This window comes from Streptomyces sp. NPDC006655, assembly GCF_040703965.1.
Lineage (GTDB): Bacteria > Actinomycetota > Actinomycetes > Streptomycetales > Streptomycetaceae > Streptomyces.
The window spans coordinates 1724-13391 of record NZ_JBEYJU010000151.1 but is presented as its reverse complement, the minus strand read 5'-3'; the positions used below and the strand labels follow the sequence as shown (position 1 = coordinate 13391).

At 73.7% G+C, this 11668-nt stretch carries 11 protein-coding genes; 2 read left to right on the top strand and 9 right to left on the bottom strand.

Annotated elements, in window-relative coordinates; translation table 11 throughout:
- Positions 1 to 104: 104 nt before the first annotated feature.
- The 5 genes from AB0958_RS41920 to AB0958_RS41900 all read right to left on the bottom strand — a co-directional run bounded on the left by AB0958_RS41920 (position 105) and on the right by AB0958_RS41900 (position 5497).
- Positions 105 to 1238, bottom strand: a complete 1134-nt coding sequence (locus tag AB0958_RS41920) for a glycosyltransferase family 4 protein (protein ID WP_366895747.1) — start codon at positions 1236 to 1238, stop codon at positions 105 to 107.
- Positions 1239 to 1502: 264 nt separating this feature from the next.
- Positions 1503 to 3221, bottom strand: a complete 1719-nt coding sequence (gene recN, locus AB0958_RS41915) for a DNA repair protein RecN (protein WP_366895749.1) — start codon at positions 3219 to 3221, stop codon at positions 1503 to 1505.
- Positions 3222 to 3457: 236 nt separating this feature from the next.
- Positions 3458 to 4363, bottom strand: a complete 906-nt coding sequence (locus tag AB0958_RS41910) for an NAD kinase (protein ID WP_132889008.1) — start codon at positions 4361 to 4363, stop codon at positions 3458 to 3460.
- Positions 4360 to 5175 carry a TlyA family RNA methyltransferase gene (locus AB0958_RS41905; RefSeq protein WP_366895746.1) on the bottom strand — a complete coding sequence of 272 codons (816 nt, stop codon included), beginning with the start codon at positions 5173 to 5175 and terminating at the stop codon, positions 4360 to 4362. The genes AB0958_RS41910 and AB0958_RS41905 overlap by 4 nt, the downstream gene beginning before the upstream one ends.
- 7 nt (positions 5176 to 5182) lie before the next feature.
- Complete coding sequence (locus AB0958_RS41900) at positions 5183 to 5497, bottom strand: hypothetical protein (protein WP_366895744.1); 315 nt, start codon at positions 5495 to 5497, stop codon at positions 5183 to 5185.
- Positions 5498 to 5539: 42 nt separating this feature from the next.
- Between AB0958_RS41900 and AB0958_RS41895 the strand changes: the two genes are divergently transcribed.
- Positions 5540 to 5887, top strand: a complete 348-nt coding sequence (locus tag AB0958_RS41895) for an SCP2 sterol-binding domain-containing protein (RefSeq protein WP_366895742.1) — start codon at positions 5540 to 5542, stop codon at positions 5885 to 5887.
- On the opposite strand, the gene AB0958_RS41890 is transcribed toward AB0958_RS41895, so the two are convergent.
- From AB0958_RS41890 to AB0958_RS41875, 4 genes are all read right to left on the bottom strand, one after another.
- Positions 5871 to 6749, bottom strand: a complete 879-nt coding sequence (locus AB0958_RS41890) for an ABC transporter ATP-binding protein (RefSeq protein WP_366895741.1) — start codon at positions 6747 to 6749, stop codon at positions 5871 to 5873. The two genes, AB0958_RS41895 and AB0958_RS41890, sit on opposite strands and share 17 nt — an antisense overlap.
- A complete protein-coding gene (locus AB0958_RS41885; protein ID WP_366895740.1) occupies positions 6746 to 7783 on the bottom strand; it encodes an iron chelate uptake ABC transporter family permease subunit in 1038 nt (345 codons plus the stop codon). Before AB0958_RS41885 ends, AB0958_RS41890 begins: the two co-directional genes overlap by 4 nt.
- Positions 7780 to 8823, bottom strand: a complete 1044-nt coding sequence (locus AB0958_RS41880) for an iron chelate uptake ABC transporter family permease subunit (protein WP_366895739.1) — start codon at positions 8821 to 8823, stop codon at positions 7780 to 7782. Before AB0958_RS41880 ends, AB0958_RS41885 begins: the two co-directional genes overlap by 4 nt.
- Positions 8824 to 8909: 86 nt before the next feature.
- Complete coding sequence (locus AB0958_RS41875) at positions 8910 to 9938, bottom strand: HAD-IIA family hydrolase (protein WP_366895738.1); 1029 nt, start codon at positions 9936 to 9938, stop codon at positions 8910 to 8912.
- An 83-nt stretch (positions 9939 to 10021) separates the two neighbouring features.
- Between AB0958_RS41875 and AB0958_RS41870 the strand changes: the two genes are divergently transcribed.
- On the top strand, positions 10022 to 11305 hold the full coding sequence (locus tag AB0958_RS41870) for a DUF1015 domain-containing protein (protein WP_366895737.1): 1284 nt from the start codon (positions 10022 to 10024) through the stop codon (positions 11303 to 11305).
- Positions 11306 to 11668: the final 363 nt, after the last annotated feature.

Sequence of the window (11668 nt, the reverse complement as noted above, 5' to 3'; positions counted from 1 at the left end):
AGGGCCCGCAGACACGTCTCCAAGGGCAGCGGCCCGGCGCTCAGGGCCCGCAGACACGTCTCCAAGGGCAGCGGCCCGGCGCTCAGGGCCCGCAGGCGTGCTTGCTAGGGCAGCGGCCGGGGCTGGGTCAACTCGTCGTACACGCTGAGGACCTGGGCCACCGTCTCGTCCTCGGTCGGCCAGCTCGCCGCCTGCCGGGTGCCCTTCTCGCGCAGTTCCGCGCACCGCCCGGGGTCGCCGAGCAGGCGTACGACGGTGGCGGCGAGGGCCGGCGCGTCGCCGTACGGGACGAGTTCGGCCGCGTCTCCTACCAGGTCGGGGATGCCGCCCACAGCGGTCGCGACCAGGGGCACGCGCGCGTGCAGGGCCTCCTGCGCGAGGACCGAGCGGGACTCCCAACGGCTGGGCAGCAGCGCGAGATCGGCGGCGGCGAGCAGTTCGGAGACGTCGTCACGGCGGCCGACGAGCCGGACGGGCAGTTCCTCGGCCTCGATCCGCCGCTGCAACTCCGTGCGCAGCGGGCCCTCCCCGGCGACGACGAGCAGCGGCACCGGGTCGAGCCGCCGCCAGGCGTGGGCCGCGTCCAGCAGGACGTCGTAGCCGCGATGCCGGTCGAGGGAGCCGACGGCCATGAGCAACGGCCGCCCCATGGCACCGAGTTCGGCGCGCACCTTGGGCCGCAGCCCCTCCGGGTCGTCCGGCGTCGCGGGCCGCGGTCCGGGCAGCGCCACGGCGGCGAGCCGGGCGTCCCGGGCTCCGGTACGGCGGGCGCGGTCCACCAGGTCGGACGTGGTCCCGAGGACCACCGCGGCGGCCCGCGCCACGCGCCGCTCCAGCATCCGCAGCAGATGCGCCCGGGCACCCTCGGCGTGCGCCCGGTTGTGCCAGGTGACGACGAGCGGGGTGCTGCGGCCGCTCAGTGCCAGCGCCGCACGGAAGGAGGCGTGCAGGCCGTGGGCGTGCACCAGGTCGGCGCCGGTGCAGGCCGCACGGAGCGCGGCGACCGACCCCGGGTCGCTGCTGCGCGGCACGTGCACGTGGTCGGCGCCGGCGTCCGAGAAGCCGTAGGCGCGATCGGCCTCCACGGGGGCGCACACCGTGACCCGCACGCCCCGCGCGACGAGGCCGGCGGCCAGCGAACGCACGTGCGCACTGCTGCCGGCGTTGCCGCCGCCCAGCACCTGCACGGTGCGCAGCGGCGACTGGCCGAGCGGTGCGTTGCTGCTCACGGGGCTCACGCGGCCGTGCTCCTGGTTCGGCGTGGGGCGGTCACGAGGGAACGTACAGAAGGTATCGGGCCGAAGAGGTCGCCGTGCGCCCTCCCCCGGACACCCCGTCCCCGTCAAGGATGCCAGCACGCAAGGGGGTTCCGCGTACCCCGGGGCGGCACATACCGAGGCGGGCCGGGGCAATGCGCCGGAGCGTGTCACCCGGGAGAGTGAAGAAGGGGGCCCGCAGAGGCGGGCGCGGGGCGGCGCACCAACGCGCCGCCCCGTGTTCCGTCAGCGGTCCGCGCGGGCCGTCGCGAGCAGCTCCTCCGCGTGCGCCCGGGCCGTCTCCGAGTCCTCCTGGCCGGCCAGCATCCGGGACAGCTCCCGGACCCGCTCCTCGCCCTCCAGGACCTTCACGCCGGAGCGGGTGACCGTGCCGTCGTTGGTCTTCTCGACCAGCAACTGGCGGTCGGCGAAGGCGGCCACCTGGGGAAGGTGGGTGACCACGACCACCTGCGCGGACTTGGCGAGCTTCGCGAGGCGCCGGCCGATCTCGACCGCCGCCTTGCCGCCCACACCCGCGTCGACCTCGTCGAAGAGGTACGTCGGGACCGGGTCGGTGCCCGCGAAGACGACCTCCACCGCGAGCATCACCCGGGACAGCTCACCGCCGGAGGCGCCCTTGGCGATGGGGCGCGGCGGGGCGCCCGGGTGCGGGGCGAGGAGCAGTTCGACCTCGTCGGCGCCCGCCGGGCCGTAGGCCACCGGGCGGCCGCCGACCTCCACGCCCTCGGGATCCTCGGTCTGCCGGATCGCGAAGGACACACGCGCGTGCGGCATCGCGAGGGAGCCCAGCTCGGCGGTGACGGCCGCGGCGAACCGCTCGGCGGCCTCCGTCCGCGCGTCGGTCAACGCCTGCGCGAGACCGCCCAGTTCGGCACGGAGCGCGTCCCGCTCGGCGGTCAGCTCGTCGATCCGCTCGTCGTCGCCGTCGAGTTCGCCGAGCCGCGCGGCCCCCTGCTCGGCCCAGGCCAGCACCGCGCCGACGTCCTCGCCGTACTTGCGGGTCAGCGCGGTGAGCGCGGCCCGCCGCTCCTCCACGGCCGCCAGTCGCAGCGGGTCGGCGTCCAGGTCGTCGGCGTACCCGGCCAGCTCCCCGGCCACGTCGCCCAGCAGGATCCCGATCTCACCGATGCGGTCGGCGAGCGCGGCGAGCGCCGGGTCGTGCGACCGTACGGCCTCCAGGGCCCGGTGGGCGCCCGCGACCAGGGTGGCCGCGTCGATGCCCTCGGGGTCCTCGGGGTTGCCCGCGAGCGCGGCGTGCGCGGCGGTCGCGGCCGACGACAGCGCCTCGGCGTGCCCGAGCCGCTCGGCCTCCTCGGCGAGTTCGACGTCCTCGCCGGGCCGCGGCTCCACGCCCGCGATCTCGTCCAGCCCGTACCGCAGCATGTCGGCTTCCTGGGCCCGCTCACGCGCCCGGGTGACGATCTCGTCCAGCTCCACCGTCACGGCCCGCAGCCGCCGGTACGCCTCGCCGTACTTGGCGAGCGGCACGGCGACGCCGTCGCCCGCGTACCGGTCGAGGGCCTGGCGCTGCCGGGACAGCTTCAGCAGGCCCTGCTGGTCGGTCTGCCCGTGCACGGCCACCAGGTCGTCGGCGAGCTCGGCGAGCAGCCCCACGGGCACGCTCCGCCCGCCCAGGTGCGCCCGGGAACGCCCCTCGGCGGAAACGGTACGGCTGATCAGCAGCGCCCCGTCGTCCAGCTCGGCACCGGCCTCCTCGGCCCGTACGCCCGCGGAGGCGCCCGCGGGCACGGTGACGCGCCCCTCGACGACCGCCTTCTCGGACCCGATCCGCACGAGCGCCGGATCCGCCCGCCCGCCGAGCAGCAGCCCGAGGCTGGTGACCACCATGGTCTTGCCCGCACCGGTCTCACCGGTGACGGCGGTGAACCCCGGCGACAGCTCGACGACGGCGTCGTCGATGACTCCGAGGGACCGTATCCGCATCTCTTCCAGCACGGAGAAGACCTTACGAGGTCGGGCCCGAGAAGTGCGAGGCACCCTGTCACCCGGGCGAGTGGAGGTGCGCCCCCCAGGGGGCACGGTGCCGTACAGACGCGCGGCGGACGGAGAAACCAAGGGGCGCTGGGGGTACCCCCGGCCGAAGGCTGGGGGAGGAACTGCGCGACCAGCCCCCACGCACCCGCAGCCGCCGACGCTCCGGAACCAGCCCCCACGAACCGCTAGTGCGGCGCCCCCCGCCACCCGGAGACCGGCAACGCGAACTTCGCCACCAGCCGGTCCGTGAACGAAGCGTGGTGCAGCCGTGCCAGTCGCACCGGCACCGCCCCCCGCCGCACCTCCACCCGCGCCCCCGGCGGCAGCTCCACCGTCCGCCGCCCGTCACACCACAGCACCCCCGGCTGGATGTGCGGCAGCACCTCCACCGCGAGCACCGAGTCCGGCGACGTCACCAGCGGCTTCGCGAACAGCGCGTGCGCGGAGATCGGCACCATCAGCAGCGCCTCCACCTCCGGCCACACCACCGGCCCGCCGGCGGAGAAGGCGTAGGCAGTGGACCCGGTCGGCGTCGACAGCACGATGCCGTCGCACCCGAACCCCGTCACCGGCCGCCCGTCGATCTCCAGCACGACTTCCAGGAGCTTCTCGGCGCCCGCCTTCTGCACGGCCGCCTCGTTCAGCGCCCAGTCGGTGTGCACGATGTCCCCGTTGCGGTGCACGACGACGTCGACCGTCATCCGCTCCTCGACCTCGTACGCCCGGCTCACCACCCGGTCGACGACCTTGTCCAGGTCGTCCCGCTCGGCCTCCGCGAGGAACCCGACGCTCCCGAGGTTGACGCCGAGCATCGGCACCCCGGAGGCACGCGCGAACTCGGCACCGCGCAGCAGCGTCCCGTCACCGCCGAGCACGATCAGCAGCTCACAGCCGTCGAGGCTGTGCGGCGACGCCTCCTCGACGAGTTCCACCTCGTCGGGCAGCGGCAGGTCGCGGGCCTCGAAATCCAGTACCCGTACGCCGACTCCGGCCGCCAGCAACCCCTTCACCACCAGCTCGGCGCTGCGGATCGCCGCGGGCCGCCCGGTGTGGGCGAGGAGGAAAACAGTACGAGCTCGGTTCTGTGTCAACGCGGCCCCTCCGCCACTGCACGGTCAACATCGGCCGGATCCAACTGGGGTGCGCCGGCCCGCAGCCACAGAAAGTACTCGACGTTGCCCGACGGCCCGGGCAGCGGACTCGCGGTGACACCGTTCACCCCGAGCCCCAGTTCCCACGCCTTGTCGGCAACCCCCCGCACGGCCTCCGCCCGCAGCTGCGGACTCCGTACGACTCCCCCGCTGCCCAGTCGCTCCTTGCCCACCTCGAACTGCGGCTTGACCATCATCACCAGGTCGGCGTCCGGCTTCACACACCGCGCCAGGGCCGGCAGCACCAGCCCGAGCGGGATGAAGGACAGATCACCCACGACTAGATCCACAGGCTCCCCATCGATCGCTTCAAGCGTCAACTCGCGTACGTTCGTACGGTCCTTGACGGTGACGCGTTCATCGCTCTGCAGAGACCAGGCGAGTTGGCCGTACCCGACGTCGACGGCGACGACGTGCGCGGCGCCCGCCCGCAGCAGCACATCGGTGAACCCGCCGGTCGACGCGCCCGCGTCCAGCGCCCGCCGCCCGGCCACCACAAGCCCCCGCGGTACGAAGATTTCGAGCGCGCCCGCGAGCTTGTGCCCGCCCCGGGACACGTACTCGGGATCGCTGTCGTCGCTCTGCACGACGATCGCCGCGGCGGTCTCCACCTGCGTGGCCGGCTTGGTCGCGACGGTCTTGCCGACGGACACCCGCCCGGCGGCGATCAGCTGGCTGGCGTGCTCGCGCGAGCGCGCCAGCTTCCGGCGGACCAGCTCCGCGTCCAGACGGCGACGTGCGACTCCTGCCACGGTGGGTTCAGCTCCTGCTCTGGTGGTACGACGGTGCGGGCACCGGGGGTCCCGGAGGTCCCGGGCGGGTGTCGAGCGCCGTGAGCGCGTCGCGCAGTCCCCGGTGTACATCCTCGTACACCTCCAGATGCCCGTCGGTGCCGAGGTGGTCGGCGTCGGCCAGCCGGTCGAGCAGGGCGTCGACCTCGGCGTGGCCGGTGGGGGTGCGGGGGACGTCCAGCGGGGCGGTGGCGGCGGGGTCGTACTCGGATTCGGCGGGTACCGCGACCGGGGCCGTCTCCGCCGCCTCCGCCGCCGGGCCCTCGGGCACAGAGTCGGTCATGCCCCGACGCTACCCCGAACCGCTGGGGTACCGTCGATCGCGATGGCCACGATCGAGGAGTGCCGCGCCGCACTCGAGAAGCTCTCGCACAACATGGGTGGCGCCGAGGGCGACGCCCGGGCGGCCGCCGCCATGGACCGCACGGTCAGCTGCCACATCACCGACCTGGACGTCACCTTCGCCGGCCGGCTCACCGGCGGCCGGATCGAGGTGGCGGAGACGTTCCCCGGGGCGCCGCGCGAGAAGGCGCAGATCAGACTCGCCATGGCCGGCGACGACCTGGTGGCCCTGGTCGACGGCGAGCTGAACTTCGCCGGGGCCTGGGGCTCGGGCCGGGTGAAGCTGGAGGCGAACCTGCTGGACCTGTTCCGGCTCAGGAAGTTGCTGTGACCCCGCTCGCCGCGGCCCCCCTCGTGCCGGCCCTCGCCTTCCGGGCCGCCGGCACCACCAGCGGGGTTCCCGTCTCCGGGTCGTCGATCACCTGACAGGCCAGCCCGAACACCTCCTCGACCAGCGCGGCGGTGACGATGTCGTTCGGGGCGCCCTCCGCGACGACCCGGCCGCCCTTGAGCGCGATCAGATGGGTGGCGTAGCGGGCCGCGTGGTTGAGGTCGTGCAGGACCGCGACCAGGGTCCGCCCCTGCTCCTCGTGGAGTTCCGCGCACAGGTCGAGGACGTCGATCTGGTGCTGGATGTCCAGGTAGGTGGTCGGCTCGTCGAGGAGCAGCAGCGGGGTCTGCTGGGCGAGTGCCATGGCGATCCAGACGCGCTGGCGCTGCCCGCCGGAGAGTTCGTCGACGTACCGGTCGGCGAGCTCGGCGACCCCGGTCCGCGCCATCGCCTCCTGGACGACCCGTTCGTCCTCGGCCGACCACTGGCGCAGCAGGCCCTGGTGCGGGTAACGGCCCCGGCCGACCAGGTCGGCGACGGTGATGCCGTCGGGCGCGATGGACGACTGCGGGAGCAGGCCGAGGGTGCGGGCGACCTTCTTGGCCGGCATCGACTGGACGACCTGGCCGTCCAGGAGCACCCGGCCCCGGCTGGGCCTGAGCATCCGGGACAGGGCGCGCAGCAGCGTCGACTTGCCGCAGGCGTTCGGACCGACGATCACCGTGAAGGAGTTGTCGGGGATCTCCACCGACAACTGCTCGGCGATGACCCGCTGGTCGTAGGCGAGGGTGACGTTCTCGGCGGACAGGCGGTTCACAGTGCTCCTCGGGTCGTTCGTCCCGCCGGTGGGGATCGGGCTCATATCCGGCCCGCCCTGCGCTCGGTGACGAGGAGCCAGAGCAGGTACACACCGCCGAGGACGCCGGTGACCACGCCCACGGGCAGCTGGTCGGCGCCGAACGCGCGCTGGGACGCCCAGTCCGCGGTGACGAGCAGGGTGGCACCCATGTTCAGGGAGGCCACCAGGTTGGGTCCCGGTGAACGGGTCAGGCGGCGGGCGAGCTGCGGTGCGGTGAGCGCCACGAAGCTCACCGGACCGGCCGCGGCGGTGGCGGCCGCGGTCAGCAGCACCGCGGACACCATGAGCAGCATCCGCACCCGCTCCACCCGCACCCCCAGGGCGTACGACACGTCGTCGCCCATCTCCGTCATGCGCAGGCCCCGGGCGTTGGCGAGGACCAGCGGGACGAGGATCGCGCACAGCGCGAGCAGCGGCCAGACCTGGCTCCAGTCACGGCCGTCGAGGGAGCCGGTCATCCAGACGACCGCGCGGGTGGCGTCGACCAGGTCGGCCTTGGTGAGCAGATAGCCGTTGACCGCGGTGACGATCGCGGAGACACCGATACCGACCAGGACCAGGCGGTAGCCGTGCACCCCCTGCTTCCAGGCGAGCAGATAGATGCCGAGACCGGTCAGCAGCCCGCCGATCAGCGCACCGACGGTGACCTGGGTGGCACTGCCCGACATCAGCACGATGACGACGAGCGCGCCGGACGTGGCGCCCTGGGACAGGCCCAGGACGTCCGGGCTGCCCAGCGGGTTGCGGGAGATCGACTGGAACAGCGCGCCGCCGAGCCCCAGCGAGGCACCGACCAGCAGACCGACCAGGACCCGCGGCAGCCGCAGTTCGTCGACGATGAACTCCTGCCCGGCGGTGCCGTCACCGGCCAGCGTCCTCAGCACGTCACCGAAGGAGATCGGGAAGTCGCCGGTGCCGATCAGCACGACACTCGCGGCGGCCGCGGCCAGCAGCAGCGCCACCACGACGACCAGCGCGCGCACGTCCGCCCGCACGGAGAGCCCGCCGGGGGTGCGCAGGGTACGCGTGTTCCTCACAGCTGGGCCGTCCTCCGCCGTCGTACGAGAAGAATGAAGACCGGCCCGCCGATGACCGCGGTGACGAGGCCGACCTGGAGCTCCGAGGGACGGGCGACGACCCGGCCGACGACGTCGGCACCGAGCAGCAGCACCGGCGACAGGACCGTCGCGTAGGGCAGGATCCAGCGCAGGTCCGGGCCGGTGAAGGAGCGCACCACGTGCGGCACCATCAGGCCGACGAAGGCGATCGGACCGCAGGCCGCGGTGGCCGCGCCGCACAGCACGGTGGCGGCGAGCATGGCGAGGGCCCGGGTACGGCCCAGGTTCGCGCCGAGGGCACGGGCCGTGTCGTCACCCATCGCCACCGCGTTCAGCGGCCGGGCCAGGCCGAGGGCGAGCAGGGTGCCCGCCGCCAGGAACGGCAGCACCTGCACGATCGTCGCGTCGCTCGCCGAGGCCAGCGAACCCACCGTCCAGAAACGCAGCTTGTTGAGCGCCGCACCGTCCGTGATCATCACGGCCTGGAGATAGCCGTAGAGCGCGGCGCTGATCGCGGTGCCCGCGAGCGCGAGCCGTACCGGGGTGGCGCCCCGGCTGCCGCCCAGGAACCACACCAGCGCACCCACCACGGCCGCGCCGGCGAACGCGAACCACACGTAGCCGCGCAGCGTGGTGACGCCGAAGAAGGTGATGGCGGTGACCACGGCGGCCGAGGCGCCCGCGTTGATGCCGAGCAGCCCGGGGTCGGCCAGCGGGTTGCGGGTGAGCGCCTGGAGCACCGCCCCGGACAGGCCGAGGGCGGCACCGGCCAGCAGACCGAGGACGGTCCGCGACAGCCGCTCGTCGACGACCACGTCCCCGTACGTCCCGGTGTCGTGGAACAGACCGTGCCAGACCTGCTCCCACGGCAGCTCCTTGGCACCGATCGCGATGCTCGCCAGGGCGACGAGCACCAGGATCCCGACGGACCCGAGAAGACCAAGGGACCGTATCGCCCGGCGGGTTGGGGGCGCGGGGGCGGTCTCCGCGCGCTGTTCGGGGGGACTCTCGACCAACACGTAGTTAGGTTAGCCTACCCTCGCATAGATCGCGGTGCCCGGTCCCGCCGGCCAACGCCGCCCCCGCGGGCGGAGTCCCCGGGCCGTCAGAGACCGAGCCGCGCCAGCGCCTTGGCCCCGTCCAGCCCGCAGGAGCCCTCCCCGGCCGCCGTCCAGGCCGCCGCGCACAACGCCCGCAGCCCGTCGAGCGCCTCCCCGTCACCCGACAGCTCCAGCTCCTCCGCTCCGGCCGTGGCGGTCCACCCCCCGCACCGGAACCCGTCGCCCGCGGCACTCACCTCCGGCTGCCCGGTGAGCAGCCCCCGCAGATCGGCGTCCACATACGTCGGCCGGTGCTGCGGCGGCGCGGCCAGCAGCCGGGGCCCGTCGGTGACGCCGGTCAGCACGAGCAGCGAGTCGACGCCGCCGTTGAACGCGCCCTCGATGTCGGTGTCCAGCCGGTCCCCCACCACCAACGGCCGCTTCGCGCCCGTCCGCAGGATCGTCTCCCGGTGCATCGGCGGCAGCGGCTTGCCCGCCACCTGCGGCTCCGCACCCGTAGCGATCCGCACCACCTCCACCGCCGCGCCGTTGCCCGGCGCGATCCCCCGCCCACTGGGGATCGTCAGATCCGTGTTGGACGCGAACCACGGCACCCCGCGCGCCACCGCGTACGACGCCTCCGCGAACCGGCCCCACGGCAGATCCGGCCCGCCGAACCCCTGCACCACGGCCGCCGGATCGTCGTCGGCGGACTCCACCGGCTCCAGCCCCCGCTCCCGCAGCGCGACCCGCAGCCCCTCACCCCCGATGACCAGCACCCGCGCCCCCGCAGGCACCTGCTCACTGATCAGCCGCGCCACCGCCTGCGCCGAGGTGATGACGTCGTCGGCCTCCGTCGGGATCCCCAGCTCCGTGAGATGCCCGGCCACCGCGTCCGGCGTCCGCAACGCGTTGTTGGTGACGTACGCCAGACGCATGCCGCCCGAGCGGGCCACCTCCAGCGACTCCACGGCGTGCGCGATCGCGCTGCCACCCGCGTACACCACCCCGTCCAGATCGAGCAGCGCCGTGTCGTACGCCGTGCTCAGGGCCTGTCCGCTGCCCTCGGGACCAGTCCTGGTGCCCTGGCTCATTCCCCATCGCTCCTTGTCACTCTCGCTCGACCCGCCTTCCCCACCGATCATCCCGCACGCATCGACACACGTACGATGCCGGGATGAACACTGCAGGTCACTCGGAAGCAACGGAGCGCCGAGGCCTGGAACTCACCCCGTTCCGAGGCCTTCGCTACGACCCGGACCGGGTCGGCAGTCTGGCGGCCGTCACCTCCCCGCCGTACGACGTCGTCGTACGCCCCGACGGAGTCCACCACCTCCAGTCCGCGGACCCGCACAACATCGTCCGCCTCATCCTTCCCCAGGCCGGCACCCCCAGCGCCCGCACCGAACAGGCGGCGGACACCCTGCGCCGCTGGCAGGCCGAGGGCATCCTCGCCATGGACCCGGAACCCGGCCTGTACGTCTACGAACAGCGCGACGGCAACGGCATGCTCCAACGCGGGGTCATCGGCGCCCTGCGGGTCTCGGAGCCGTCCGAGGGCGTGGTGCTGCCGCACGAGGAGGTCATGCCCCCGGTCGTCGCCGACCGCGCGGCCCTGATGCGCGCCACCTCCGCGAACCTGGAACCGCTGCTGCTCACCTACCGGGGCGACGGCACCGCCGCCGAGGTCGTCGAGACCACGACCCGACGGCTCCCGCTGCTCGCGACCACCACGGAGGACGGCTTCCACCACCGCCTCTGGTCGATCACCGACCCCGCCGAGGTGGCCCGCGTCCAGTCCGACCTGGCCCACCACCAGGCCCTGATCGCCGACGGCCACCACCGCTGGGCCACCTACCTGCGGCTGCGCGCGGAGCACGCCTCCCCCAGCCCCTGGGACTACGGCCTGGTGCTCCTCGTGGACACCGCCCGCTACCCGCTGCGCGTCCGCGCCATCCACCGCCTGCTGCACGGCCTGCGGGTCGCGGACGCCCTGACGGCCGTCGAGGGCCACTTCCGGGTACGCCGGCTCGACGTGACGCTGCCGAAAGCACAGGAGGCGCTCGCGGACGCGGCCTGCGCAGGCAACGCGTTCCTGCTGGCCGGCGACGGCACGTTCCACCTGCTCGACCGGCCCGACCCGGACCTGCTGGCCCGCACCGTCCCGGCCGACCGCCCGGCCGCCTGGCGCACCCTGGACGCCACCGTCCTGCACGCCACGCTCCTCGAACACGTCTGGCACATCCCCGAGGACTCCCCCGCCCACATCGCCTACATCCACGACGCGGCGGCGACGGTCACCAAGGCCGAACAGGACGGCAGCACGGCCGTCCTCATGCACCCGGTCCGTGAGGAGGTCGTCCGTGACCTCGCCCGCCAGGGTGTGACGATGCCCCGCAAGTCGACGTCCTTCGGTCCGAAGCCGGCCTCGGGGCTGGTGCTGCGGGCGCTCGACGTCTGACCGCCCCCGGGAAGGCGGAACGCAGAAGGGGCAGGCCCCGGATCGGAGCCCGCCCCTTCTGCTGTGTCACGCCGCTAGGGCCCTTCTGATGGATCTCCGTGGGAGAAGGAGCGGCGTTCGGTGCGTGCGATCGGCGTGCCGGGCGTCGCGACGCCGCGGAGATCCATCAGAAGGACCCTAGGTCACGCGCCGGGATCAGTCCCGCTCGGTGTCGTCGTCGGTGTCGGGCTCGTGGGCCGTCACATCGGCCACGGACTCGGACTTGCCGGACTCGGACTTGCCGGACTCGGACTTGCCGGACTCGGACTTGCCGGACTCGGACTTGCCGGACTCGGACTTGCCGGACTCGGACTTGCCGGACTC